Origin of the sequence: Vulcanisaeta souniana JCM 11219, assembly GCF_026000775.1 — an archaeon.
GTDB lineage: Archaea > Thermoproteota > Thermoprotei > Thermoproteales > Thermocladiaceae > Vulcanisaeta > Vulcanisaeta souniana.
The window spans coordinates 1861938-1887945 of sequence record NZ_AP026830.1 but is presented as its reverse complement, the minus strand read 5'-3'; the positions used below and the strand labels follow the sequence as shown (position 1 = coordinate 1887945).

Here is a 26008-nt window from a genome sequence, read left to right as displayed (position 1 = left end):
AGGTTCATGAGCATTAAGAATGCTGTAACTCAGAGTACAGGCTCGTGAATTTAGTAACTAGTTCTCATGATTCTATTAATTAATTGAGGTATGAATTTGCCGTCGCCGACTCTCTTGATCCCCTGCAGAATTGATGACGTATATCGCCTATTTCCTAGGGTTCTCGTTAATAGGTACGTGAACCAAACACTTATTGGTAACTTATATGGCAAAATCAATGATTTCCTTATTGCAAGGTAAGTCACGGATAAGGCGAGCTCCATGGCATTCATGCACCCCAACCTAGCGCATAGGTTCACTGCATCATTATTCAGCCAGAACATTACTGTCAACGCATCATTAAGTGTGATTATACCCTCCTTGTAAACTGCGTGGAGTATTGCCAATACGACTTCGGCGTGTCTCTCTATAGTCGTTATCTTAACGCCATGGTACTCACCGGTAGCTTTGAGGTCTAAGAACTCCTCACCCCTGGCATAAACCAGGCTCGCAGCTGATGGATGCACATAGAGATCCACATTAATTCCATCCTTAACCAGAGTTATTGTATAAGGCTCATAAAGCAAAACACTATAACCACGCCTGATCAACCTGATCGTGGCAAGCAGTACTTGATCCTTCCTGACAAGTATATCAATATCCGCCGGTACGTATATGACGGGTTTAACTAACTTGATAAACGCATGGTCAATTCCCTCCAGCGCATACTCGATCTCCCGAACCATATTTATGATCCTCCTTAATCTCTCTTCCTGTTCCCGCCGCAAATCCCCCTGATAATCAACAATCCTAAGAACATGAAGCAATACCTTATTCAACCCAGCCAATCTAAGAGTATCGGGGTTTACATTAACACGTTCGCCATTAACCAACACCCTAAGTACTTTCCTAAACTCCTCAGCATCATTGGAGTGGTTCGTATCAATACTCATTTAATCACCAATTCTAAATGCTACATTCGTAGTTACTGAAATCAGTTAATTTTTAAATTAAACGCAGTACTTGTGTTTATCACAATTGTGTTCCTCACGGAAGATATTGTGGATAGTTACTACGCTGACGGCTCCCCGCCCTGAAGGGGCGGGGGGTTCTGTCCCCACTAGGGCGTCTCTCATACTTCAGGCGCCTCTCACGGGGTCGGCATCACTGTTCAGGCCCCGCCGTCAGCCTCGGGGAGGCTGGGGCTCATTGCCTGCTAGGCTCGCCCCAGCCCAACTCCTAATACCTAAGGGAGCAAAAAATTTATAATTTTTTTGTTCTCTAGTTAGTACGTGGGTGTGGAGTTTATCTTTAGGGCTAGGATCTCAAGCCATGGTGGTGGTAGACTCATAATCTACATCCCGAAGGAGCTGGCCCAAAGGGCGAGGAAACTGTATGAAGAAGATAGGGAGGTGATTGTTATTGTCGCCACTGAGGGTTGAGGAGGGCTTCAGAGTCCTGACGCTAACGGCTAGGGTGGATGGGGAGGTTCTGGAATTCATTAGGAGGTACCAAGCCCTGGCATCCCACCTGTACTGGGCTAGGAGGCTTGGGCTGAAGCCGTCTGAGGAAGTATTGAAGGGAATAAATGAGGAGGTAAAATCATACTGGCGCTGGCACCTGATTGATGAGGGAGACCCAATGTACCTGTTTAAGGGGATAGAGGAGACGCCAATGCCTCATTCCATGTTACTAAACATACCGCTGGTTGATGCCCTGCATGAAAGGAAGGGTGCCTTCATAAAGGATGGGAGGCTAATCCTTAGGCTTAATAAGAAAGTGGAGATTGAGATACCTAAGCGCGCATTGGAGTGGTTAAGCAAGAGGCTGGCTGAGAAGCCAGATGAGAAGAGTGTGAGGGTTTTCGAGAGGAATGGTAAGCTCGTTGTACAAATAATCCTCCACAGGAGGTGCATTGTTCAATCGCCAAGGAACCCACTCCTCGTGGTTGTCGACCTCAACAGTTCCCACGGTATTGTGGTGCATTACTGAGATGGCAGGCTGATAAAGACTGAGAAGTATAGGTCACCCAACAGGGGTGGCAGGTGGCTACACGCCAGGAGGCTGATGATGCTGAGGGATAACCTCTACAACCAGGGGTGCCTGACCCAGAGGCAGATTAACGTGTACTCCTCATTAATAAGGATGACGCTGGGTGGGGGTGTGAAGTCGTGGATTCAGCAAACCGTGGATAGGATTGTCATGAGGGTTAGGAGGATTGCCAGGAGGCACGGTAAAGAACCACTAGTCCTCATTGATGTACCGAATGATGAGAGCCTAAGGGGGTCAAGCCTACAAAGAACCCTGCGATCCTTTGCGAAGTATTTGGAGAATGTCTTATCATGGTACGGCGTCTACTGGGAAGAGAGGAGACTCTACAGTACAGTATGCCCCAGGTGCGAGGCTGGGTTAAAGTTAGTGAAGGCTACAAGGCATGCTAGGATAATGGCGTGCCCCAGGTGTGGGTTTGAGGAAGAAAGAGACAATGTACCACTACATTGGGCATTAAAATACCTCCCCGCCCTAAAGGGCGAGGCTTCCTAACCCTTTGTGAATTCTATGCCTTAACGTGTTCTTCTTAACGTTATTAACTAGTCTCCTCTTACCTTTATGAACATTACCCACAACTACAACTGCATTATTCTTCTCTGCAATCTCCTCAATTATCTTGGAAGTCTTATAGATTACATCCTGCTTCCTCTCCCTCTCCCTAAGCTTCTTAAGCACCTTCTTCACACTCCTAATCTTAGTAGACCTACCCTTGGTTATCCTTCTCCGCCTCTCAGCATAGGCAATAACTATTCTTCCAAGACCAGTATCTATCCTATAGACTTCATGTAGACTCTCATCCTTGAATAGAGCTAATGTAACATTGTTTTCATTAACATCAACAGCCACGACATTGCGTGAATCATACACTACCTCGAAGTCCTTCGTAAACGTCAAGTAGACAATAACCCCTCCGCCACTTATTTTAAGTCTTAACTCACTAGAGAGTTTCCACCCATTATAGAGGTATCTATGTAGCTGTTTATGACCCCTATAGTGTATCTCTACCCATCCTCTATGAGTCCTTACCTTGATAACGCCATTCTCTAGTCTCCAATCTTGCAGATCAGAATAGGTTATAGTCACGTTTCTCACTACTGGTTTATCTGTCCTAGCTAATCCCTTCCTCTTCAACTCCCTGAAGGACTTAGCCCTCCTAACAGCATCCCTATAGCAACTCTTGATGACCCTAGTGGGTAGCCATGGGTATTGTTCACGAAACCTGTGGTAGAAGACTCTGTGCAGTGTTGATTGTGAGGCCCCATTCTCCACGGCGTAGTCAAGCATTTCCTGTAGCATACTTCTATATGCTTCAGTAATTTCTCTGAGAGCTTGTCTACCAGTCCTGTTGGTCCATCCCTCTAACACTACTGTTCTCTTAAGGGTCTTTGACAACTTCTTCAACTTAGCGAACCCACTAAGTTTATACAGCTTCTCCACGTTTCCCCACTCGTCAAGTAATCAGAAGAGTTTAAAAGTATTTAAATGTGCCGTTTATTCCGAAACAGCCTAGTTCGGCGTATGAGAGGCCTATGAATATGAAGAAAACGCCGGCTAGGAGCCATGATATTAATGAGGCTGGACCAGCATATGCAGCGCCTGCTAAAGCTGCGAGAATAACCAACCACTACCAACCATCCCTGATATTGATAGGAAGAGCAGGTCCCAAAACGTCAGGGCCTTTCTCAGCTTTACACCTGTATTTACTGTAGAACTTTGTTCATTTTCTGTATTTCCGGTGAAGGGAGGTCACGAGATCGAGAAATTTAGAAGATTTTTAAGCCTTTCTCCATGGGCGATCACGTGTAGGTCCCTAATGATTTACTCCTGATTTGTCCTAATATTTAATGTTTTATAGAATATTTTCTCATTCAACCAATTAATGTTAGACGATACATAATCAACCTTCTTCCTCATCTCGTAATCCCTAGGCTCGAGACTGAGTAAATCCAGGTACAATTCCTCCATCACTCTCTTAGCCCTCAACGCAAAGTCTAGGTTATTCTTAATCATTTCCTCAGTGGCCTTCCTACTGAGCTCGCCCGTGAAGTCAGCAATGCCGTTTACGTAGGGCTCGGCATCAACACCCAACTCGCTGAGACCCGGTATCCTATTCTCTGTTATGAAGAACCACATGGTCATTGCTTCAACATATTCCTGAAGGCTAATGACGGCATTGTTATAATACATTGGGTACTTGGTTATTAAGTCCCTGAGCTTATTAACAAGTCTCTGCATATCTCCAATGTGTTTGCGTGCTGTCTCGACATCATCCCTTATTAATGAATATATCACTGACTTGGATAACCTATTCACCTTAACCCCAGTTCCAATTACCTCATCCTTGACCTCCTCCAGTTCCCTCAACCTGGTCCTAAGTCTCTCGGTCTCAATCATACGGTTATGTCAATAACCCAATCCTTAAAAAATCAATCGCCATTAACAATACACGTGGTATTTCCCGTATTCAGCGGTGATGTGTTGAGTGATTTACTTGGCGTCATTCTCAAGTTCTCAGACCTATACCTCAGGGCATCAAGGGCTATTAGTATTAACAATGGTAAGGTGAGGATCATGGATCACGAGGTTGATGACTTCTACGTTATAGCCATAGGTAAGGGCTCAATAGGTATGGCCAGAGCCATTGAGGATATGGCATATGACAAGATAATTGATGGCATTGCCGTAGTACCCAAGGGAACACCAGGTAATTTACGGAAAATAAGGATTCTCGAATCGACACACCCATTACCAACCGAGGCAAGCATCAACGCCGGTATGAAAATACTTGACCTAGTAAGTAATGTTGGGAGTGGTGATTACGTACTATTCCTAATAAGTGGTGGTGGTTCCGCCCTCGTTGAAGTACCCATTAAGGGCTTAAGCCTTGAGGATATTGAGAAAGTCAATAACTTACTCCTGAGAAGTGGTGCCACTATTCATGAGATAAATACCGTGAGGAAGCACCTATCAATGACGAAAGGCGGTAGGTTGGCCAGGGAGGTGGTTAGGAGGGGTGGTAAGGTAATAACCCTAATAGCCAGTGACGTGCCTGGTGATGACCCAGCAACGGTTGCCAGCGGCCCAACGGTTCCCGACCCAACCACATATGGGGATGCCATAGCTATACTAAGGAATAGGGGTCTTTGGGACAAGGTACCGAGTGCAGTTAAGGATACCCTTGAACAGGGCTTAAAGGGTCTAATTGAGGAGACCCCCAAGGAATTAACTAACACGTGGAGTTACGTAATTGCGAGTAACATGGACGTACTCACGGACATAGCCAATTACACTAGGTCACTTGGTATGGAGTCGTTAATACTTACGTCTAGGATGGATGGAGAGGCCAGGGAGGTTGGTAGGTACTTGGCGAGTATAGCCCTGGAGGCTAGGTTTAGGGGTGTCCCAATAAGGAGAGGATTAATCCTATCGGGTGGTGAACCGACGGTGACTGTGGTGGGTAATGGCAGGGGTGGTAGAACTACGGAAATGTGCACAGGCTTTGCCCTATCGGTTAGGGGTATTGATGGTATTTCCATGCTTTCCGTAGCTACTGACGGCATTGATGGCAATATGGATGCGGCAGGTTGCGTTGCTGATGGCCGCCTTATTGAGGACGCCATGAAGTCGGGTATTGATCCCATAGGTGAATTACGTAGTAATAACACCGCGGTTATATTCGAAAGGACAAACACCATAATACGTACCGGGTGGACCGGTAGCAACCTAAACATTGTGACGGTGATCTTCGTCTCAGGCCATTAAAGTAGTGGGAATGGCTCGGCCTCCTCCAGCTTCTCAGGATCAACGCGTAATCTACCCATGACCGCCTCATCAAAGTAATCCGTCGTAGCAATGGCGCTCACGACGCCTTCCCTAAGGTTAAATTCCCTAATCACACCAAAACCTGCCAGGAAACCCCTACGTACCAAACCAATGAATACATTACTAAAGAGCCTAGACGGCACCTTAACCACACCACCATGCCTAGTGACCTCGGCCACGTTATCAATTACGTAATGGCCACAATTATTGACTATGCACTCAATCACCGAGTTACCAATGATTCTGTTTAACTCAATACTGACATTAACTAACTCACCACTTAAGTACCTACGTAAAGCCTGATTCCTCAGAAACCCTCTCTCATCCGGGTTCCTGGGCCTCACGTACTTTGGCCTAGAAACATTAATCACCTTGACACTCGACCTTAAGCGTAGGTTAATGCCTATGGACACCACGTAGTCCGCACCAACCGCATCAACGACATTCCTTATCAACTCAATACCACCATCCACAACCCAGCCAGGCATGTCAATCAGCACGAGACCCGGCGTCCTACTAAAGGCCTCCCTAACCATGGCACTAACCCCACTGATAAACCTACCAACACATTGCGACGGGCTATTACAACCAACGAAGAACCCACCAATCATGTGTAAACCCTCTAATGTCGGTGTTGGTAGTCCAACGCAGGAAAGCCCAACAACACCTGGAGGCCCTATGGATGACTGACCAACATCGGCATCCACGACACACGTACTTAAGCCCCTGGCCACGTGCCTATTCAATAAGTATGTTGTCAATGTGGTCTTGCCAGAATCAACATCACCAACGACCAGGGCAATACCCTCAAGGTTAAGTCCCTCCCAGTCACTCGGTATTGTGGTGCCATCAACGTATCTAACGGAACCTCCACTAACGGATAACGTACATGAACCACCGGCAAATATGGGCAACGCCCTAAATCTCTCAACATTTAGGGAATCTCTCACGGGACAACCTAACACCTCACATTGTCCATCCACCACAGTGACCGTGGCAGGACCCTCCACAATCAAGGTACCGTTACTGAAGTTTAAAGTCAACGAGCCCACGGGAAATAACCCATATACGTATTTAAGTGCTTTATTGCAGGGCAATAGGGAAAAGGTAAAAATCATCGAAATATTAAACCAGGTGACCATAATGACTGAATTAACGATACGGAAGACACTACCCAGCGATACTGGGCAAATAATTGAATTCACGAGAAATACATTTCCATGGGGCGACTACGTGCCTAACGCCATTAATGAATGGATCAGCGAGGGCACGGCATATGTGGCGGTTATTAAGAACCACGTAGTCGGTGTGATGAATATGGTATTAATTAGGGAAACGAGTACGGCATGGCTAGAGGGAATACGGGTTCACCCCAGCTATAGACGGATGGGCATTGGTAGAGCATTGACGGAGTACGTACTCAACGAGGCAGTCAAAAACGGTATTAGGCATGTAATGTTAATGATCGCCGACTGGAATGAACCAAGCCACCGCCTAGCAAGGTCCCTTGGGTTTCACGAGGTATTAACTCTATTCACGGGCGTGGCAAAGCCGAGCCCAGTGAGTATAGTCCGCGGAGAGGCAATGCGGGAGGTGATCAGGAATGCGTTGAGGAAAACAAACGGTTATTATTGCATGACAAGAAAGCATTGGCTATGTACAAGGGCCACCGAGGATTTTGTAATGACTATTATAAACGAAGTGTACATCGGCAGGGGCATAGGTCTTGGCGAATTCTCCGTGGGGCCACCAACGATGCCTGCCAAAACCGAGGTATTGGCCACGGAGAATGGCGATTTCGAGAATTACTACGGCAGGTTCATAGTCTACGAGAAAGAACTAAACCAAGCACAGGCAAAAGCTTAAATTCCCAATAATCCGTTCTTTTCCCTTGGGCCGGTAGTCTAGCCTGGAAGGATGCCCGCCTTGCACGCGGGAGAACCCGGGTTCAAATCCCGGCCGGTCCACCACGGGTCATTCTTTTCTCTGTTTCTTAATGCACTGGGTTTGTTCCCAGTTAATTTGGGTTTCGTCATTGGTACGGTTGACCCAGGGGATGCGGAGCTCGCGGCACAGGTTCTACTTGAGATGTATAGGGAGTCGGGTATTCACGGGGTTAGGGACCTCATGACTAAGGTTGGCGTTAACACCATTAGGAGCAAATTAACTAAAAGCGTGCCCTCCTTTAAACCGCCGGATAAGGACATTGGTATTGTTTTCGGGCCTGACTAACCTCGGAGAATATGCTTTAAAGCATTGTTTACTTGATTCTTCGGCTTATGATTATTGAGGACCTACCTGCATTATCAACAGCCATTATCTGGGCCTGGGCATCAATAATGTATGGAGACTTCATGAAGAGGATGCACCCATTAACAGTGAACTTCCTCAGGATGCTCTACACCTCAGTAATACTCCTAATTCCAGCAATGGTGCTGGGGCTTAACTACGGAGCCATATGGGGCTCACTGAGCGGCTTGCTTTCACTCGTCATTGGCGACTCACTATACCTATTCTCAATAAACTACTCAGGCGTCTCAATAGCCGCACCGGCATCCTACACCTACATACCATTAACAGTGTTATTCGCGGTATTCCTAGGCGAACCACTGACAATAACGAAGCTAATGGCCAGCATACTATTAATACCCGGCGTCTACCTACTATCCCGCGGTGGTGGTTCAAGGAGGGAGATTAAGGGTTTGTTCCTCGGGCTCTCCGCGGCCGTTGCATGGTCGGCGGGCCAAACAATGATTAAGATCGCCGATACTGCTGGGTTAAATCCCATTTCCATAGCCTTCACGAGGGTTGCAGCGGCCGGTATCGTACTATTCGTGGTTAATCGCCTCATGGGAAGTAACATTGCTAAGGCCGTTAGGGGGACGGTACGTGGTTACCTACCCATCATAGCCGTGCTTGACCTGGGCCTTGGTGTTGCCCTGTTTGCCCTTTCAATGGATTTAATAGGCCTTGGGCTTACTGTGATACTGACGGGCACCATGCCATTGATAGCCCAGGCCATGTCGAGCACCATGGGCAGGGAGAGATTCAGCATTCTTAAGTTCCTCGGCGCACTAATAATAGTAGTGGCAATAATACTAGTGATGTTAAGTTAGTCCTAAAGCTCCTCGATATAAAGCTGGAAATTGAAGGAAAAACAAGTTAATTTTAAGGGGATGCCCTCTCTAACCTATCATGATGTTTTGGCTGGTTTACCTGTTATCCCGTACTTCTGAGCCCACTCCTCAAATACCTTTTGCTCCTCTGGCGTTAACTCATGACTGAACCTATACCACCCATCCTTCTTCCTCGCGGTCTCAGGTGATTCGGGAGTCTTCCATATGCAGTTCACTGGGCATACGGGTATGCAGGAGAAATCATCATAACATAGGTCCCATATTAGCCTTGCCTTACCATTCTCATCAAGCTCCCATGCCTGGTATGGGCACACACTTACGCACGCACCACAGCCAATACATATGTCCTGATCATCGATAACCCTTATGTACTTCCTTAGCTCCTCAGCAGGCTTTCTCTGAGCCATGGCTGGTCTTAGTAGGATTACCTCTCCCCTCTTATATGGATTACTATTGAGACTGTCGTACGTCAATTCACGTAAGAAGTCTCAATTACTTTTCCGTTCTCACCGTAAAAATAAGTAATCTATATTTTTGCGAGAAACTGATCGTTCATCTCTCAATTTCACTTAGCATGATCTTCACGGCATTGAGAAGGTGGATGTAAGGATTTTCCTGGGGCATGTTCTTCCTTATTTTATCAATGGCATCGCTTAATACACTTATTAAATGCTTGAACTGGGTATCCTTTATGCATTTATTGTTGCATTTGGCTATGAACCTAAGTATTGTTGGTATGTAGTCGGGTAATTCATTCCTGTTATAATTAAATCCATACTTATTGTAAAGCTCCATTAAGCTTGCCAGGAATAAACCCCTCTTACTTCTATCACCGTAAACGTGGTATGATAGGTAAAGGTTAGTTTTACTTGACATGTCGAAGGTTTCCACGTAAATTTCTTGCAAATAGTAAAGATCACGGCTTAATACCTCCCTTATGAAGATTTCAATCTCCCCAATACCATAACCATCATTGACGCTCATTAATTTTAAATCGCTAATTAACTTAGCCGTTGGGTATTCGAGCAGGTCCGCGATTAATTCAAGGATTGACTGCCTATTCATTGAAGGCCTTCCTACTGATTCTTATCTTTATCTTACCATTACTAATAAATTGATTTCTTAATTCAGGCACAGCCTCCTTAAACTGATCATACCCACACATACCCTGCTCCGAATAGGCATTAAGCATGTTCTCCTTATGTGACTTAGGTATTACGAACCTATCCTCATACTTAGCAATAGCCAACAGCCTATACATTTCAAGTGCGTCTTGCTCCGTTAATCCAACCTCCTTAAGCGCATCCTTATTAGGGCTTTTAAGCTCAAGGCTCCTCATGTAGATCCTCATCGCCAATAACTTCTTAAGGGCATTACGTATTAACTCCTCATTGCCCGCAGTAAACATGCTCGCTAAGTACTTAATGGGTATCCTTAATGAATCAATTTTCGGAAATACATCCTCCGGCGCTACCTCACCCAACTCCTCACCACTAAACAGCCTGAGCACGGGGCTTAGTGGTGGTACGTAAAATACCATGGGCATGGTCCTATACTCCGGGTGTAGTGGGAAGGCTATGCGCCACTTTTTAACGAGCTTATAGGTTGGTGATCTTTGGGCAGCCTCTATCCAATCATCCCAAATACCATTATCCTTAGCCAACTTCATAACCTCCGGATCACTTGGATCAAGTATTATCGATAATTGAGCATCCACCAATTTCTTTGGGTCAGGTTCAGAGGCCGCCTTCAGTACGGAATCGGCATCATAAAGCAATATTCCAATATACCTAATCCTGCCAACACATGTTTCCGAGCATACCGTAGGTAGTCCATTCTCAATCCTTGGGTAGCAGAATGTGCACTTCTCAGCCTTATGAGTCTGCCAATTAAAGTATACCTTTTTGTACGGGCATGCCGATACGCAGAATCTCCAACCGCGGCATCTTCCCTGGTCAACAAGCACAATGCCATCCTCCTCCCTCTTATAGATGGCGCCTGACGGGCATGCCGCAACGCATGGCGCGTTAAGGCAATGATTGCATATCCTAGGCAGGTAAAACATGAACGTCCTTTCAAACTCAAGTTTAATCTCCTCCTCAAGACTTGCCAAGTTAGGGTCTTGGGACGCTATTTCCAGTGAACCGGCAAGGTCATCATCCCAATTAGGACCCCATCTAACCTCCACTTCATCACCTGTTATTAATGACCTTGGCTTGGCAACAGGTTGTTCACCCTGTTCAGCCTCTATTAGTCGTTCATAATCATAGGTCCAAGGCTCGTAATAATCATCAATAGTGGGTAGGTATGGGTTATAGAATATCCTCAGCAATCTTGAAATCTTACCGCCAATCCTAAGCCTAAGCCTTCCATTTCTCAACTCCCAACCACCCTTATATCTCTCCTGATCCTCCCAACGCCTCGGATACCCAACACCTGGCCTTGTCTCGACATTATTCCACCACATGTACTCCGCACCCAGTCTATTAGTCCAGGTATTCTTGCACGTTATACTACACGTATGGCAGCCAATGCACTTATCGAGGTTCATGACCATGGAGATGTGGGCCAGGACCCTCATCACCATCACCCCAACCTCCTAATTATCACAACCTCATCTCTCTGGGTACCGACCGGGCCGTAGTAATTAACCGCCCAACTTAATTGGGCATAACCACCGATCATGTGTGTCGGCTTAACCCTAACCCTAGTGGCGCTGTTATGGGTACCACCCGGCCTATTAGTCAGTTTGGACTTACCGACATTCACAGTCCTCTCCTGGGCATGATACATGATCACGGTACCCCTCGGAACTCTTATCGACGTGACAGCCCTAGCCACGATTACACCATTTCTATTAATTACCTCGACCCAATCATTATCCTTAATACCCATCTCCCTGGCATCATCGCTATTAATCCAAATAACGGGACCCCCTCTAAATAGTGTTAGCATTATTTGATTATCCATGTATGTTGAGTGTATCTGCCACTTACCATGCGGCGTCAAGTAACGTGCAACCAAGTACTTACCACTAATGCTAGGTCCCTCACCGCTATTAAACGGTACCTGGGCAACGGGGGGTTTATACGTCGGTAGCTGCTCCCCAAACTCTATGATCCACTCATGATCTAGGTACACGTGCTGCCTACCCGTCAACGTTCTCCAAGGCACTAAGTCCTCCACATTTAATGCAAATGGCGTGTATGGCCTCTCCTCAGATTCCTTACCGCTCCAAATGGGTGTCCTTAACACTCTCCTTGGCTGGTAGGATAGATCACTGAAGTGTATCACCACCTCCCTTTGATTTTCCGCAATATGCGTTAAGTCAATACCAACCCTATCACTAAGCGCCTTGTATGCCTTATACGATGCCTCGCCATTAGTAGTACTAGATAAATGCAGTATCGCCTCAGCAATCTGATAATCCCTAACCAATAGTGGGTGACCGTGCTCGTCAATCCCGTTAAGTCTACCGACTCCCTCATGCTCCTCCCTGGCACTCCACGTAATACCCTTAGCACCTATTGAATCCTTAATTAGGGGACCGAGCGTGATCATCTTATGGTATACATCGCAGTAATCACGCTCAACGATAACAATGTTCGGGCCAGACCTATTGCCCAGTTCGCCAGGCGTGTCGTGCAGTAACGGTACGGCAACCACATCCTTGACCTTGCCTAGGTATTTGCACGCCATCTCACTGAATTTCTTGGCTAACGCCACGAATATGTCCCAATCAGCCTTAGTCTCCCAGGGTGGTGGTATGGCCTGGTTAAATGGGTGTATAAACGGATGTAGGTCCGTGGTGCTTAGGTCATTCTTCTCATACCAGGTCGCCGCAGGTAGCACTATGTCTGAGTATAGCGCTGATGTGCTCATCCTGAAGTCAATCGTGGCCACTAAGTCAAGCTTTCCTATGGGTGCGGGTTCACGCCAATTGACGAGCTTAGGCTTTATCAATCCCTCCTTAGCCATCACCGAGTTATCTGTGCCTAGTAGGTGCTTGAGTACGTACTCATGACCCTTACCGCTCGAGGCGAGGAAGTTAGCCCTCCACATGAATAATACCCTTGGGAAGTTTTCCGGTGCGTCGGGATCCTCAACAGCGAACCTTATGTTACCCCTCGTAAGTCCTTCCTTTACGTACTTAATAACCTCCTCATCACTCCTTGCCCCAGCCTTAGTGGCTTCATCGTAGAGTCTTATTGGATTGATGCTGAACTGCGGATAGAATGGTAGCCACCCATTCTTGACCGCAATAACGTTATAGTCCACTGGATGCTCATACTCGGGGTTAACGGCAACCTTACCCATGCTTAGGTCCTCATACCTATACTGGTCACTATGTATGTAGGACCATGACGTGGTATTCTGGAGCCTTGGTGGTCTAACCCAATCCTGGGCGAAGGCTATGTGGGACCAGGAATCAAGGGGCCTAACCTTCTCCTGACCCACGTAGTGCGCCCAGCCACCTCCATTAACACCTATGGTTCCGAGCAGCATAAGCATTGTTATTATCGCCCTGTAGATGAGGTCTGAGTGGTACCAATGGTTAATGCCTGAGCCTACGATGACCATAGACCTACCCCCAGTCAACTCAGCATTCCTAGCGAATTCCCTTGCAACCCTAATTGCAACCCTCCTATCAACACCCGTTATCACCTCCTGCCAGGCCGGCGTAAATGGCTTAGGATCATCATAACTTAATGGATAATCACCAGGTAAGCCCCTGTTGACGCCTACATGGGCAAGCAATAAGTCGTAGACAGTCGTGACCAGTAAGTCCTTACCACCAATACTCAATCTCTTAACGGGAACTCCCCTGATGATAGGTATTGGCCCCTTATCATCAAAAACGTAGGTCTGAACCAATACTGCATCATCATGCATGCCCAATAATGTTAACGCAGGATCTATGGGTTTACCCGTTATTGAGTCCTCGAGCTTAAGGTTCCACTTACCCTCATTACTCCACCTAAATCCAATACTACCATTGGGGATGGCTAACTGCTTAGTATTTAAGTCGAGGGCTACGGTCTTCCACTCCGCATTTGGTACATTCAGTCCTAAGTCTGAAGCCCTCAGGAACCTACCCGGTATGTAGGAATCTCCACTTCTCTCTAATACTACTAAGAACGGTAAGTCTGTATACCTCTTAACGTAGTTTATGAAGTAATCCACCTGCCTATCCACGTAGAACTCCTTCAATATGACGTGAATCATCGACATAGCCAAGGCAGCATCAGTGCCTGGCCTGGGCGCTATCCATAAGTCTGCGAATTTTGTAACGTCGGTATAATCCGTGGTCACAACAACCACCTTCGTACCTCTATACCTGGCCTCAGCTAGGAAGTGAGCGTCTGGGGTCCTCGTCATGGCTATGTTCGTACCCCAAACTATTATGTACATTGAGTTGAACCAATCAGCGCTCTCATGAACATCGGTCTGCTCACCCCATACCTGGGGCGAAGCTATGGGTAGGTCTGCGTACCAATCGTAAAAGCTCAGCATTACACCACCTATTAATTCAAGGAACCTCGATCCAGATGAGAAGCTTACCATGGACATTGCGGGTATTGGCGTGAAGCCAAATATCCTATCAGGCCCATAGGTCCTTATGGTGTATATGAGCGCGGCTGATATTAATTCAAGGACTTCATCCCAGGAAGCCCTAACGAAGCCTCCCTTACCCCTGGCGGATTTATACTTACTTGCCAATTCAGGATTAGTGACTATGTATTCCCAAGCCTTTATGGGATCACCAAACTTAGACATAGCCTCCCTCCACAGCCTCATGAGCTCGCCCCTAACATATGGATGCTTAATACGCAATGGACTATATATGTACCATGAGAACGAAGCACCCCTTGGACAGCCCCTCGGTTCATACTCAGGCATGTTGGGGCCATTGGTCGGGTAATCAACCGCCTGATGCTCCCAAACCACTATACCATCCTTAACATAGACCCTCCAACTACAGGAGCCAGTGCAATTAACGCCATGTGTGGACCTAACAACCTTATCGAATTGCCAGCGATTCCTATAAAGGTCCTCCCAAGCCCTATCAGCATTATCAACCTCGCTCCAGCCGCTATTAAATCTCTCCCTGGGTAAGAAATGCCTAAAGATTTCCTTAATGAAGTTAGCCCTAGGCATGCACCACCACCTCCGGCCTTCTGGCCCTCCTATATATTATCCAGGCCCTCCTAAGGTAGAATATTGGGTAACTCCAGACATGGACAAGCCTTGTGAATGGCCATACGAGGAATAGTATGTAGGCAAAGACTATATGTAATTGAAATGTTATTGGAACATCAACCATATAATTAGGGTTAGGCTGTAGGGTAAGTACCGATCTTAACCATGCACCTATCGTTGACCTATAGGGGAATGGATGTACGAACACATCATATATCAATGTATTGTATAATCCAAGGGTCATCGTCACTATTATTAATATTAATACGAGGAAGTCCGTTGCATCACTAGTCCTCCTAACTCTAGTTATCAAGAGTCGCCTTAAGAGGAGGATCCAAGCACCAAGATAAGCCACAAGCCCGGAGGCGCCACCAAGGACTATAGCCACTCTATGGTACTCCTCGGTAGTTATGCCCATGGCTTGAGTGACGCCTGGAGGTACCAATAAACCCACTATATGGCCTAGGATTACGATAAGTATACCCCAATGAAAGAGTTGGGACCCCATGTTTAACCAACGCTTCTCAAGTAACTCACTGGATTTGGAGGCCCAGGCATATTGATCAACTGCATACCTGTAAACATGACCACCAATAAATACTACAATGACTATGTAGGGCAGGGAAACCCAAAGAACCTCATCGAGGGGAGACGGCATATTTAATCACAGTTGCTCATTATTATTTATGTTTGTGCTCATGCCAATAAAGTATTATTGCAAAGATTATTGAGAGTGAGCCAAATACCGTATATATCATGAAGCCTAATGCATAACCAACATGGCCATATATTGCGACGAAGGTAGCCATAGCCGGCGGTATCAGTAAGCCACCCGCCGAGCCTAAGCCCCCGACCCAGCCGGTGGCACCGCCAACAGCCTCTGGGACGTACTTAGGTACGAGTTTAAATACTGCTGCATTCGCGATGCCCATGCCGATGGCCATTACTATAGTCCCTACGGTGCTAAGGGCGAAGTTATGGCTCAACATCATGATTATACTTCCAATAACCAGGATTATGTAGGAGATAATCGCTACCCTCTCACCACTCCATTTATCGCTAAACCAGCCGCCGGGTACCCTCATTAATGCCGTGATTAATGAGTATACTACGCCCGTCATAAAGCCCGCCATGGCAATACCCAACGATAAGTAATTAGTCCAGTACGTTGGTAACCACTCTGTTAATGCCTCAAAGCCACCGAAGGATATGAAGTACATTATGACTAGTAACCACGTACGCCAAATCCTGGCCGACTCACTCAGGCTCCTAATTGCAGAGCCGCTTGGTATTAATTCCTCCCCCAGCTCCTTGGCTAGGCGCTCAGCCTCATTATGACCAACCCTCTTTACTAATTGGAAGTAGTAGGCGTCATAACCTATGATGGTAAATACCGCAGTCATTATTACTAGGAACACCGCCCACGCGGTATACGCGCCAATTAACCCAAGGCCTGCTAAGGCATATGGCAGTATTGCCGTGAATATTCCCGGCGCCGCATTACCAAACCCTGCATAGGCTCCGAGGGCGTAGCCTTGTCGTCTTTGTGGGAACCAGTAAGATACGTATGCTATGCCCGATGCGAATGTTGATATTCCCGTGCCGGCAACGGCGCCAAATAGCATGAGTAGGGCATAACCCAGTATGCTTGATCCTATGGAGTGCGTTAATATGGCGTGCAGGGTTAGTATTAAGCCAATCATGCCTATTATGGCAATGATTAACTGCGTTAGTATGATCCTCCTACCACCCACATTATCAACGAGCGCACCAAAGGGTATCCTAAGTAGGGCACCGGTTACCAATGGTATAGCCACTAACCAACCGACCTCAATAATGTTTAAATGCAGTAATGGTGCCACGGTATGCACCGTTATACCAAATAGTGCAACCGCAGCAAATCCTGCGAAGAATGCTATGGTACCAGCTATAAGGCCTGTAGTGGGACTTCCACGAATGCCATACCTCTTCAATACCTCTTCGCGCTTAGGCATACTCATACTTTGTTTTTGGCTTTTTATCTTTTCCTTAATATAGGGAGAATCAAAATGTTTTGATAAGTACCGTGCATATTGATATGAATTTAAATAATTATAAAAATATATAAAGCAATGCGTAAATATGCATAATAATTCATTCACGACCTCATTAAGGGTTCTTGTGACGTTTTTCGTAAGTGTGTGCGTGCATTGTCACGAAATTAAATTATTTAATTATCCTCCCGCTGCCTTACATCTGATTGCGTATGGTTATTAGGGTTAATACCGCGTATGTGATTGATAATTTAATTAAGGATCATGATGTTATCCTTGAGTCACTTAAAGTCCTTTATAAGATAGTGAATAACGATAACTCTGACGCCAGGGACCTTGAGTTTTTAATAAGGTTCTTTGATGCATTTATTGATAAGTGCCATCATGCTAAGGAGGAGTACATATTGTTCCCATCATTAAACCTAAGGTTATTTCCATTTGAGGGTAGTCCTGTTTATGTCATGGTTACTGAGCACGGCATTGCCAGGTACTTGATAAGGATAAGTGAGGAATTACTCAGGATGTGGATTGATAATAAGGATGAAGGTGCAAGGCAGGCATTAATAGATCATTTAAAGCTCCTTGCAGACCACCTCACACAGCATATTAAGAAGGAGAATGACGTGTTATTCCCTGGGTCACTGGCATTGGATACGCTAGAGAGTTCGAGAACCATTGAGGATATTGAGAATGAGACAGGGCATGAGAAGTGGGTTATGGAGATCAATGAGTTAAAGAAAAAGTACGGCATCACCTAAACAACTGCGGAAAGTTCAATTGTTAATGAAAATACACCTAACAAAATTTACTTATTGTTTAGCTTAACCTTTCCTTAAGGTAATTCATCAATTTCCTAATATCAATATATCAATGTCGAGGCTCTCTACAGCATCAATAACCTCCTTGGGCGCCTCCTAGACGCTAAATACCTACCCTATCTTAAATACTATCTATTCCACATTATTGTCCCAAATTTTGACTAAGTCAAGCTTAATTAACGTAGCTCTGCAATACTAATCCATACCATATGGATGGACTCACGAATAAGGACATTGCCGTACTTATGCACCTGAAGAGGGCTAATGTGGATTATGGTAAGTCAATAGCCATTAACACGGGTATTCCGCTCGAGGAGGTGTTGCAGATTCTCGATAAGCTTGAGTCGATGGGCTTAATTGAGAGGGTCAGGGGTGGTAAGACGCTCAAGAGGAGTGTTGCCAAGTTTAAGCTTAGTAATGAAGTTCGTAAGCACCACGTTTACTACAGGCTCTCAAGGCGCGGTGAGTTACTGGTTAGGAGCCTTAGGAGAGGCAACAAAGCCCAGGGAACCTAGCCAGAGCGCTGGGTATTGGCTAGTGATGATATTATCTTTTTACCACCCTCGATTATTGCTGCAATGTCCTGCCTAACCATGTCGAGGTCCAAGTAACGACTCAGCAAACCCTCCCTATCAAGCCCACTACCACCAATAACACCGACGTAGGGTAGCGAGTCGATGCCCAACTCGCTTGGGTTCACGGGCGCCCTAGTAACCGTCAACTTCCTAACCCCAACCACGGTAAGGCTGGGGAAAGGACCTATAAAAGCGTTACCCAACAACCAAACCGAACCTATCAACCTCAATAATTCCACACCGCCTTCCGCCCTGTACATGCTGGGGCTGTAGTACGCGTATGTGCGGTTGCCGAGGGCGTGGTAGGTGAAGTCGGCGTAGAGCTTGTACGCCTTACTCCCGTTTTGCGTTTTGTTCGCTTTCAACCTCGTGCTTAACCCAATCCAGCGCTGTGTCGGTAGTGACTTATTAGTCTCGTTGAGGATTAATCCTACGGATGTTCCATGGCTCTTAATGGCTTGAGGATTTGCTGGGGCGTGAAGGTCGAGGGCGATAAGCGACTTCAATGTGGTGAGGAGGTCAGCGATCCAAAGGTGGTTGAGAAGGTGATGAAGTTGATCAATGAGTTCATGAGGAGGTTGGAGGAGCACAGAGACGTGTTGCTGAGTGACTCAACGACGCCATTCGATCAAACAATCAACGAACTAAGCAACTGGTTAATGGCGATGGAGGGGAAGGCCAAGGAGAGCAATGACCCAACCATCGCCGAACTGAGGAAGGCAATGATCGAGGTAGCCAAGAAGATGATTGAGCTCGCAAGGCAAGCCAGGGAAAAATGGCTGAGGACTTATCGAAGAGAGCTTGAGGAATTAATCGAAAAGTTAAGGAGAAACGAGGTAACAATAATCATACGAGGAGAACCGTTTAATGAGGATAAAAGCTTCATGACACACCTATACACGGAGCACATAGCAATTGAGGTAACTAGGGTCAGAGGAAGTGGCGTAGCAATAAACGTATCATTGGTTAGCTCTAGAAGTACTAGCGCCGTAACTCCCAAGCTATTTGGCGATAACGCGCTCAAGCCATTGCAGCATGGTTTGTTCCTAACAGACGGCTCAATTAATAAAAAGTGCTACCCGGAGATGAGCACTAATCAAACATGGCAGGTCATCGCATGGTTAGTAACGTGGCCTGGAAGAAATGCTATGCACATAGAAGGTATGAACCTCAATGAGACCAACATCAACATCAAGTGGCGTTTAACGGCCGTCGACCATAGAAACAAGGCTAAGAACAAGGCCAGGGTCGCCGAGGAGGTTTCTAAGTTTAGTGATGATGAGTTCCTAACGTTCCTATTGTTTGCTATTCTTGGAGATGGTAATATCAATGTTGAGAAGAAGACGATTAGGCTCGTGATTGGTGATTCGAAGCACGAGTTGTGGAGGGGCATCATCGATAGGATGAAGGCCATCGGCTTCAGGGATATTGATCGTGAAGTCATTAAATACTATAGTATTAATAGCTCGAAAGCCGTCGAGCTCGCTAGGAAGTGGCTTAGCAATACATTGATTAGGGTAATGATTGAGGACTTAAGCCAATTGTCCGACGCCGAGAAGTTCAGGCGATTACTGGCGTTGGCCAGCACGAAGATTAAGCCGATAGGTAGGTCATTGGTTGAGGTTGCCGGCGTTTGGATGAATGTGCACGTGAAAAATAATGGTGGCGTGGAGTTAAGGATCAAGCGTAAAAGGCTTGAGGATGCCAGAGCAATCCTGGAGAGACTAAGAAATACGGACTACAATGCCGAGCTATCCCCGCAAGGTAATGATTTTGTGGTCTACATAAGTTATAGCGAAGTCATGAAGCATCAGGAGCTAGTTGCCAAGGTCTGCGAGGCATTGAGAAGAATGCATGAAGAGGCAGTGGGCGAGGGCAGCACCGAGAGGGCTTGGGCAATAGCCAAGGTCATGTCAAACCTAAACTGCCCCACCCAGAGCCCACGGGCCTGAAATCCCCTCTTTCCCAATTTTAATTTCACTAGCGAGCCATACTTAAGCGCCGTTATTACGCGGACCTTCTCCTTAATTCTAACAGTCTCCTCGACCACATTCCTATCGATACCACTGATCTTAAGTGGTCACGCCTATACTCAACCAGGTACTTAGAAAGCAGGTACTTAACCAGCCTCAACCCTGACCCTCTCCTTAAGTCTAACGAAGCCCCTGAACTCACCTGCCAATTCGCTACGTGAGTTGGCGGCCAGGACTGCTAGGACAGCCTTCCAGCCCTGGAATGCCTTACCCGCAGCATTCCTGTACAGCCCATTCTTTAGGAATTCCTCCGCCAACTCAAGCTCGTAGAGTGTCTCTTTGGCCCTGGTCTCGATATACTTGTTAATGTCCTTCCAGGGATGAACTATGGGTTCTTCCATCTCCAGCCTAGAAGGTGCCTGGGCATGGCTATAAATGCCTTTATTCATGGTTACTAGCAAGGTTTATCTAATCCCATGCTTTACTCAGTCAATGGTTGAGTACGCGTTTAAGCCCATTGGCTATGTTGAGGTAGGCTTTCCAAGACCTGATGAGCCAGAGAGGGGTCGATACGCCACTAGGTATGACTTCATTGGCGTTGTTAGGGTTTATGATGAGTACGTGGATGGATTGCTGGGACTTGAGGAGTACTCCCACGTAATGCTCATTTACATATTCCATGAGCAGAGGGAGGTCAGACTCAGGGTTAGACTGAAGGGAACGGATAAAGAGGTCGGCATATTTGCCACTAGATATCCGTTAAGGCCAAACCCCATTGGTTTATCGGTGCTGGAGCTCGTTAAGGTTGAACCACCCAGGCTGTGGTTGAGGGGTCTCGACGCCTGGACAGGGACTCCCATACTTGACATTAAGCCCTATGACTACTACGACGTTGTTAAGAAGCCGAGGGTTCCCAGGGAATTTGAGGAGGAGTGGTTTAGGAGTTATGTTGAGAAGGGGTATGGTGAGAAAGTTCCATGGCTAGGTCCGTGCCCCTAATGCCTTAAGGGCTATTAATCCCGTAAGCACCACTTTATTAATGGGCCATGTGTGGGCTAATACCAAGGTCGGTAATGCTGATTTGAGTAGGGTTGTTGAGGTTAGGGCCTTGGTTGACACTGACGCTACTCTGACGGCAATACTTAAGTCATTAGCCAACGAACTCAGCCTACGCATCACTGGTAGGTCTAGGGTTGAGACGGGGGCTAGGGGTTATTGAGGCTGACAGGTCTAGGGCGTGGGTTAAGATTGAGGGTAAGGGTGAGATTGTGCCTGTGCTTGTGTCGAATATGGTCGATAAGGTTTTAACCGGCGTAACTACGCTCGAGGTTCTCGAGCTTGAGGTTGACCCGATGACTGGTAAATTGAGGGAACGTACACTACTGCTTTATTAACCCTGGTATGTTAAGATGTCGTGGTCTTAAAGGTAATACTTGAGGCTCATAGGGGTGATTGCAGGGTTCAGAACGCACTCAAGGCGTTCAATCTGAACTTTAGCATAGCTAGGGTTAACGTGGGTGATGAGGTATCAACGCACCTAGTTAAGTTAGATAAGCCCGTGGACAGGGACTTACTTAATTACTTAAGGAGGAGTGGGCTTAAGGTTAACGTGATTGATGAGGAAACCCTGTGGGTCTCAGCGCCAAGTTGTAGCGCCTGTAGGGCGTTAAGTAGGGCTGGGCTTCTCGTGGAGGGTGGTAAGCCGGGTAATGAGGACTCCATTGTTTATACTGTGCTCTCACCAGGCATTAAGCGATTGAGAACGAGTATTAGGCAGTTGAGGTCCAGTGGTGTTAAGGTGAGGGTTCTTGACATGGAGCAATTGCCCATGCCGAGTCCCACGGAAAGGCAGTTGGAGGTCCTACTCCTTGCGTATAAGATGGGGTATTTCGATAGGGAGGTTAACCTTAAGGAATTGGCTAAGCAGCTTGGCTTGTCAATATCTACGGTTAGTGAGTTACTTAGGAAGACCCTTAAGAAGGTTGTGATGCACTATTTTGAGGAGATCGGCATTACCATTGATGAGGATAGACCTAAATAACCTCGTAATCAAACCCATACCTAACCCTTAAGTACTCAGCGAGTGCCACGGCATTATTACGTAACCTATCCCTAGTGGCATAAAGTAGGGTTACGGCACCATTACCACGTATTATACTTAATAATTTGCTTAAATCGTTAATATTTCTATCAAGCTCACTCCAATACTTAAGCCTAAACTCATCCCATTTGGCAGGGTCATGGTTAAACCAACGCCTCAATTCGTCACTCGGCGCTAAATCCCTTAACCACACGTCTATCCTAGCCCTCTCACGACTTAAGCCCCTGGGCCATAACCTATCAACAAGTACTCTAACGCCATCGCTGAGGTCGGGCTCATCATAAATGCGTTTAACCTTAATTCTCATCATTAGTACTATAAGATTCATTATGGTACTTATTAACAGTGAATCAAAGTATTTCTACGATGATAATGGAAAAACCGGTTTTAATTTTTAATTAATTAAGAACTAGGGATGATTAGTAAGACCTACTCGCACCCAAGGCTTCAAGTAATGGTTTGCTCAATGCCTTCCTAAACCTAAGGAGCATTCCAAATATAACACTATGGCGAAGCCAAGCGCTGCGACTAAGACGCCAATCATCCTAAGCCAAACGAATTCATCAACTAATGGCAACTCCCAGAAGCCAGAATGACCACTTGGTGTTATTATAGTCTTTATGAACCAATAGCCGTACTTAAACTCATATATGAACTGTAATACGCCTAGAGGTACTAGTGATAGTAATGCTTGAAGGTAGAAGCCAACACCTATGATGATGGCTGCCCACCTCATGTACCTAAGATCCCCATCACTAAAGCCACCGGATAGTGCGAAGGCAACCACCCACATTAATATGCTGGGTAAGCCGTAAGCCAATGGAAAGGCCAGGTGAACATGCGCCATTGTGGTTTGTGCACCATGTAGGAAGTAGTTGAGTAGGGGTAGGTTTATGAGGCTGGCGCCAAACGCCACAACGCCTATACCACCGCCAATACCCGCGACTAAGGCATAGGTTACGATGGTCTTTTGAAGCTCAGTCCTAATTTCGCCCCTACGCCACAGCAATATTACATAAATTATTACAAAGCCCAGCGGTATTGCCTCGAGAGTGCCCATGACGGCCCCCACATACGTCCAGAATGTGGGTAAACCATTGAAGTAGTAGTGGTGCATCATCCCAATCATGCCAGTGACTATTTCTAGGATGGCATCCATACCCGCGACCGCAGTACCCAACTTAGGCGGTATTAAGCCAGCTATGACGAGGAGCACGACTATGACTGTAACCACTATGGGCGGCCAGAAGCCCTCAACAAATGCATGTATCGTCATCCACCTGGAAATCTGGCCAGGGTTGTACGATTGGCAGCGCACCTATGAAGGCGCCGGCCACCGTACCTGCTATGGTTATCGAGAGTATCTTTGCAAAGGATCTTAATGGTTCAGGCGCTGTTCTTGACGCCTTGTTCCATAGGTATGATACGTAGCCCAGTATCGCCGTTATTAGTATTAGCCATAAAGTGCCCTGGGTTGTTGCACCCCGTCCTTGAGCTCCTATTATAAACCACCAGGGTGCTGGTATCAACTGGAGGTAGCTCATCCATATACCGAGCAATGTGCTGATTGAGGTCAAAACCCCGATAATTAACACCGTGAGTACTTGTCCCCTAGTCACACTTAGTCCGAAGTATGGGAATACGAAGAAGGAAAAGGTAATCCAGGTTACTGCAATCCAAAGTACGGTAAGGGTATAATGAAGGGCTCTACTGATGTTGAAGGGTAATACTGGTATTAGGTTTATGCCATATAATGATGGTATCTGCGTATAAATGCATTGTATAGGCGCCAAGAAGTCCCTGTATCCCGAGGGCTATTCCAGCAAGTAGGAAGGCGAGTAGGGTAAGTCTTTGTGTATCGTTAGGCGGTGGTAATTGTATGTTTAGCCTCGGCTCATTCCAGTAATCCATGAGCTTAAGTACTACGTAGCCCGTCATGGACATTACGATAAGTATTATTGTGAATAACGTGATCCAGGAGGTGTAGGTTACGTTAACCGCAGGCTCAATTAGGCCCGGCATATATGGGAAGCCATTGGTATAACCCTGCATTACAATCATGAAGCTCCACGTGAAGTAGGCGACTAAATCCCTGACAATGGTCTCATTGGTTATTAGGTCAGGCTTTAACCTAAATTGTTCAGATGCAGGCCAAGCATCCAGGAGTGAAACTTGACAGCATTGTAGAATCCCTGGGCGAATTCATTGCTAACAACAATGGCATCGTCCTTAGGCGTTGGGTCTGCCTTAATTGGCATTAAATCCTGCCTTATGATGGCCATGGCACTTGCATTGTCCTGAGGCACAGCGTCAAAGCCCAGGTAATGCGCGGCGGTATCCTCGTAAATCCTCAGGGCGTATGATGTGAAGTCAATACCAAAGTAACCCCCCATGCCTAGTATTGATCCGTAATCCATAAGCCCATACTTCTGGAAGTAGTACTTGCCCATGACCACATCATTGTAAGTAAATAATACAGTACCATTCTCAGTAACCACGGCTGCGGGTATTGGCGGTAAATGCGTGAACGTATACCACGCCATAATGCCGTAAGCCACGTAGACGAATATCGTAACCATAAGCACGACCCGAGGCCATACTGAGTTACGCCCGGCCATGGTGATCAATATTTACTCACGTTTTAGTCATTAATATCGTAACAACCCAAATACTTTGACGGTACTCAATGATCATTAATGTTTAGATTTATATTTAACATTATTCAAATATATACATTTAAATAATAAGTACTTAATCGAAAGTATGGCTCATTTAATTGATTAGAGTTAATGATAAGGCTTTTATTGAGGAATGGCATTACCTTAGATATAGGTTCATGTTGCCTGAGCAACTTGGTAAGCCTTGGAAGGATCTACGGGCATACATTGAGGCCAGGAGAGCTGAAGCTTCGGCTGAGGTTAGGTTAGCATTAAGGTTGTTGGTCGAGGGTTACACCAGGAACGCCGCCGATAAGGCGTTTCAGGCATTTAAATCATTGCTTGCCGCATTGGCCGGTGAGAGGAGGGAGGAGCTTCGCAATAGTATTAAGAATGTTGATAAGGTAATAGCCTACATGCCCACCTCCATGATTCGCGATGTGGGTAAGTTACTTGGCCTTGAGAAAGAGTCCCTGCTCGCGTTGGCGCTTCATCAGTATCAATATAATGGTGTTGATCCCGAGGGTATCATGAACATATATACATCAAGGGACGCCGCAGTGAAGGACATATGCAACTTACTGAATAGTGTGGTTAGGGTTCTGGGGATGAATCCTTTCTCATGTTAATAAAAATCTTTTTATATTCATTTATTATCAA

Annotated in this window: 33 protein-coding genes and 1 tRNA gene; 16 read left to right on the top strand and 18 right to left on the bottom strand. The window is 46.2% G+C overall.

Features of this window, described 5'->3' with window-relative positions; genetic code table 11:
- Positions 1 to 50: 50 nt before the first annotated feature.
- A complete protein-coding gene (locus Vsou_RS10215; protein ID WP_188603880.1) occupies positions 51 to 932 on the bottom strand; it encodes a hypothetical protein in 882 nt (293 codons plus the stop codon).
- Positions 933 to 1271: 339 nt separating this feature from the next.
- On the opposite strand from Vsou_RS10215, the gene Vsou_RS10210 reads away from it, so the two are divergent.
- From Vsou_RS10210 to Vsou_RS10200, 3 genes are all read left to right on the top strand, one after another.
- Entirely contained in the window at positions 1272 to 1421 is a 150-nt protein-coding gene (locus Vsou_RS10210) for a hypothetical protein (RefSeq protein WP_188603881.1), read from the top strand.
- The gene (locus Vsou_RS10205; protein ID WP_188603882.1) at positions 1402 to 1971 is read left to right on the top strand and encodes a hypothetical protein; all 570 of its coding nucleotides are present in this window, start codon (positions 1402 to 1404) and stop codon (positions 1969 to 1971) included. Before Vsou_RS10210 ends, Vsou_RS10205 begins: the two co-directional genes overlap by 20 nt.
- Positions 1972 to 2049: 78 nt before the next feature.
- Positions 2050 to 2523 (top strand): zinc ribbon domain-containing protein, encoded by a 474-nt coding sequence (locus Vsou_RS10200; RefSeq protein WP_188603883.1) that lies wholly within the window; start codon positions 2050 to 2052, stop codon positions 2521 to 2523.
- Here the strand turns inward: Vsou_RS10200 and Vsou_RS10195 are convergent.
- From Vsou_RS10195 to Vsou_RS10185, 3 genes are all read right to left on the bottom strand, one after another.
- Positions 2503 to 3468 carry a transposase gene (locus Vsou_RS10195; protein WP_188603884.1) on the bottom strand — a complete coding sequence of 322 codons (966 nt, stop codon included), beginning with the start codon at positions 3466 to 3468 and terminating at the stop codon, positions 2503 to 2505. The genes Vsou_RS10200 and Vsou_RS10195 overlap by 21 nt on opposite strands.
- Positions 3469 to 3499: 31 nt before the next feature.
- Positions 3500 to 3652: a hypothetical protein gene (locus Vsou_RS10190; protein WP_229709918.1), complete on the bottom strand. Its 153-nt coding sequence runs from the start codon at positions 3650 to 3652 to the stop codon at positions 3500 to 3502.
- Between the two features lie 197 nt (positions 3653 to 3849).
- Positions 3850 to 4425 (bottom strand): translin family protein, encoded by a 576-nt coding sequence (locus Vsou_RS10185; RefSeq protein WP_054844745.1) that lies wholly within the window; start codon positions 4423 to 4425, stop codon positions 3850 to 3852.
- Positions 4426 to 4479: 54 nt separating this feature from the next.
- Here Vsou_RS10185 and Vsou_RS10180 point away from each other — a divergent pair, with 54 nt between their 5' ends.
- Complete coding sequence (locus Vsou_RS10180) at positions 4480 to 5793, top strand: glycerate kinase type-2 family protein (protein ID WP_188603885.1); 1314 nt, start codon at positions 4480 to 4482, stop codon at positions 5791 to 5793.
- Here the strand turns inward: Vsou_RS10180 and Vsou_RS10175 are convergent.
- Positions 5790 to 6905 (bottom strand): Clp1/GlmU family protein, encoded by a 1116-nt coding sequence (locus tag Vsou_RS10175; protein WP_188603886.1) that lies wholly within the window; start codon positions 6903 to 6905, stop codon positions 5790 to 5792. The genes Vsou_RS10180 and Vsou_RS10175 overlap by 4 nt on opposite strands.
- Before the next feature lie 91 nt (positions 6906 to 6996).
- On the opposite strand from Vsou_RS10175, the gene Vsou_RS10170 reads away from it, so the two are divergent.
- The 4 genes from Vsou_RS10170 (at position 6997) to Vsou_RS10155 (ending at position 8969) form a co-directional block, all read left to right on the top strand.
- Positions 6997 to 7719 (top strand): GNAT family N-acetyltransferase, encoded by a 723-nt coding sequence (locus Vsou_RS10170; protein ID WP_188603887.1) that lies wholly within the window; start codon positions 6997 to 6999, stop codon positions 7717 to 7719.
- A 27-nt stretch (positions 7720 to 7746) separates the two neighbouring features.
- A tRNA-Ala gene (locus Vsou_RS10165) sits at positions 7747 to 7823 on the top strand.
- 52 nt (positions 7824 to 7875) lie between these two features.
- The gene (locus Vsou_RS10160; protein WP_264890716.1) at positions 7876 to 8085 is read left to right on the top strand and encodes a hypothetical protein; all 210 of its coding nucleotides are present in this window, start codon (positions 7876 to 7878) and stop codon (positions 8083 to 8085) included.
- 47 nt (positions 8086 to 8132) lie between these two features.
- The gene (locus tag Vsou_RS10155) at positions 8133 to 8969 is read left to right on the top strand and encodes a DMT family transporter (RefSeq protein WP_264890715.1); all 837 of its coding nucleotides are present in this window, start codon (positions 8133 to 8135) and stop codon (positions 8967 to 8969) included.
- A 77-nt stretch (positions 8970 to 9046) separates the two neighbouring features.
- Here the strand turns inward: Vsou_RS10155 and Vsou_RS10150 are convergent, their stop codons facing one another.
- The 6 genes from Vsou_RS10150 to Vsou_RS10125 form a co-directional block, all read right to left on the bottom strand.
- On the bottom strand, positions 9047 to 9397 hold the full coding sequence (locus Vsou_RS10150; protein WP_052885797.1) for a ferredoxin family protein: 351 nt from the start codon (positions 9395 to 9397) through the stop codon (positions 9047 to 9049).
- A 145-nt stretch (positions 9398 to 9542) separates the two neighbouring features.
- On the bottom strand, positions 9543 to 10055 hold the full coding sequence (narJ, locus tag Vsou_RS10145) for a nitrate reductase molybdenum cofactor assembly chaperone (RefSeq protein ID WP_188604100.1): 513 nt from the start codon (positions 10053 to 10055) through the stop codon (positions 9543 to 9545).
- Positions 10048 to 11571 carry a nitrate reductase subunit beta gene (gene narH / locus Vsou_RS10140; protein WP_188604099.1) on the bottom strand — a complete coding sequence of 508 codons (1524 nt, stop codon included), beginning with the start codon at positions 11569 to 11571 and terminating at the stop codon, positions 10048 to 10050. Before narH ends, narJ begins: the two co-directional genes overlap by 8 nt.
- A gap of 5 nt (positions 11572 to 11576) precedes the next feature.
- On the bottom strand, positions 11577 to 15149 hold the full coding sequence (locus tag Vsou_RS10135) for a nitrate reductase subunit alpha (RefSeq protein ID WP_188604098.1): 3573 nt from the start codon (positions 15147 to 15149) through the stop codon (positions 11577 to 11579).
- Positions 15142 to 15849 carry a respiratory nitrate reductase subunit gamma gene (gene narI, locus Vsou_RS10130; protein ID WP_188604097.1) on the bottom strand — a complete coding sequence of 236 codons (708 nt, stop codon included), beginning with the start codon at positions 15847 to 15849 and terminating at the stop codon, positions 15142 to 15144. The genes Vsou_RS10135 and narI overlap by 8 nt, the downstream gene beginning before the upstream one ends.
- A gap of 22 nt (positions 15850 to 15871) precedes the next feature.
- Positions 15872 to 17185: an MFS transporter gene (locus Vsou_RS10125; RefSeq protein ID WP_188604096.1), complete on the bottom strand. Its 1314-nt coding sequence runs from the start codon at positions 17183 to 17185 to the stop codon at positions 15872 to 15874.
- 251 nt (positions 17186 to 17436) lie between these two features.
- On the opposite strand from Vsou_RS10125, the gene Vsou_RS10120 reads away from it, so the two are divergent.
- Both Vsou_RS10120 and Vsou_RS10115 read left to right on the top strand, forming a co-directional pair.
- Positions 17437 to 17982 (top strand): hemerythrin domain-containing protein, encoded by a 546-nt coding sequence (locus Vsou_RS10120; RefSeq protein WP_054844638.1) that lies wholly within the window; start codon positions 17437 to 17439, stop codon positions 17980 to 17982.
- A 269-nt stretch (positions 17983 to 18251) separates the two neighbouring features.
- A complete protein-coding gene (locus Vsou_RS10115; RefSeq protein ID WP_188604095.1) occupies positions 18252 to 18557 on the top strand; it encodes a DUF2250 domain-containing protein in 306 nt (101 codons plus the stop codon).
- Here Vsou_RS10115 and Vsou_RS10110 read toward each other — a convergent pair.
- Entirely contained in the window at positions 18554 to 18982 is a 429-nt protein-coding gene (locus Vsou_RS10110) for a hypothetical protein (protein ID WP_264890712.1), read from the bottom strand. The genes Vsou_RS10115 and Vsou_RS10110 overlap by 4 nt on opposite strands.
- A 78-nt stretch (positions 18983 to 19060) precedes the next feature.
- Between Vsou_RS10110 and Vsou_RS10105 the strand changes: the two genes are divergently transcribed.
- A complete protein-coding gene (locus tag Vsou_RS10105; RefSeq protein ID WP_188604094.1) occupies positions 19061 to 20569 on the top strand; it encodes a hypothetical protein in 1509 nt (502 codons plus the stop codon).
- A gap of 167 nt (positions 20570 to 20736) precedes the next feature.
- Here Vsou_RS10105 and Vsou_RS10100 read toward each other — a convergent pair whose 3' ends face one another.
- A complete protein-coding gene (locus Vsou_RS10100) occupies positions 20737 to 20991 on the bottom strand; it encodes a PaREP1 family protein (RefSeq protein ID WP_229709952.1) in 255 nt (84 codons plus the stop codon).
- A gap of 91 nt (positions 20992 to 21082) precedes the next feature.
- Here Vsou_RS10100 and tsaA point away from each other — a divergent pair, with 91 nt between their 5' ends.
- From tsaA to Vsou_RS10080, 4 genes are read left to right on the top strand one after another with little or no spacing between them, the layout of a single operon-like run.
- Complete coding sequence (gene tsaA, locus Vsou_RS10095; protein WP_188604093.1) at positions 21083 to 21589, top strand: tRNA (N6-threonylcarbamoyladenosine(37)-N6)-methyltransferase TrmO; 507 nt, start codon at positions 21083 to 21085, stop codon at positions 21587 to 21589.
- A 40-nt stretch (positions 21590 to 21629) separates the two neighbouring features.
- Positions 21630 to 21809, top strand: coding sequence for a hypothetical protein (locus Vsou_RS10090; RefSeq protein ID WP_229709951.1), 180 nt, complete (start codon positions 21630 to 21632; stop codon positions 21807 to 21809).
- Positions 21784 to 21984 carry a pepsin/retropepsin-like aspartic protease family protein gene (locus tag Vsou_RS10085; RefSeq protein ID WP_229709950.1) on the top strand — a complete coding sequence of 67 codons (201 nt, stop codon included), beginning with the start codon at positions 21784 to 21786 and terminating at the stop codon, positions 21982 to 21984. The genes Vsou_RS10090 and Vsou_RS10085 overlap by 26 nt, the downstream gene beginning before the upstream one ends.
- A 20-nt stretch (positions 21985 to 22004) precedes the next feature.
- Entirely contained in the window at positions 22005 to 22631 is a 627-nt protein-coding gene (locus Vsou_RS10080; protein ID WP_188604092.1) for a helix-turn-helix domain-containing protein, read from the top strand.
- Here the strand turns inward: Vsou_RS10080 and Vsou_RS10075 are convergent.
- The 5 genes from Vsou_RS10075 to Vsou_RS10055 form a co-directional block, all read right to left on the bottom strand.
- A complete protein-coding gene (locus Vsou_RS10075) occupies positions 22624 to 23001 on the bottom strand; it encodes a DUF488 domain-containing protein (protein ID WP_264890711.1) in 378 nt (125 codons plus the stop codon). The genes Vsou_RS10080 and Vsou_RS10075 overlap by 8 nt on opposite strands.
- A 153-nt stretch (positions 23002 to 23154) precedes the next feature.
- Complete coding sequence (locus tag Vsou_RS10070) at positions 23155 to 23967, bottom strand: cbb3-type cytochrome c oxidase subunit I (RefSeq protein WP_229709949.1); 813 nt, start codon at positions 23965 to 23967, stop codon at positions 23155 to 23157.
- Positions 23945 to 24268: a hypothetical protein gene (locus Vsou_RS10065; RefSeq protein WP_229709948.1), complete on the bottom strand. Its 324-nt coding sequence runs from the start codon at positions 24266 to 24268 to the stop codon at positions 23945 to 23947. The genes Vsou_RS10070 and Vsou_RS10065 overlap by 23 nt, the downstream gene beginning before the upstream one ends.
- A 130-nt stretch (positions 24269 to 24398) precedes the next feature.
- A complete protein-coding gene (locus tag Vsou_RS10060; protein WP_229709947.1) occupies positions 24399 to 24752 on the bottom strand; it encodes a hypothetical protein in 354 nt (117 codons plus the stop codon).
- A 65-nt stretch (positions 24753 to 24817) separates the two neighbouring features.
- Positions 24818 to 25270, bottom strand: a complete 453-nt coding sequence (locus Vsou_RS10055; RefSeq protein ID WP_229709946.1) for a hypothetical protein — start codon at positions 25268 to 25270, stop codon at positions 24818 to 24820.
- A gap of 197 nt (positions 25271 to 25467) precedes the next feature.
- Between Vsou_RS10055 and Vsou_RS10050 the strand changes: the two genes are divergently transcribed.
- Positions 25468 to 25977, top strand: a complete 510-nt coding sequence (locus tag Vsou_RS10050; protein WP_308419834.1) for a PaREP1 family protein — start codon at positions 25468 to 25470, stop codon at positions 25975 to 25977.
- The last annotated feature ends 31 nt before the right edge of the window (positions 25978 to 26008 follow it).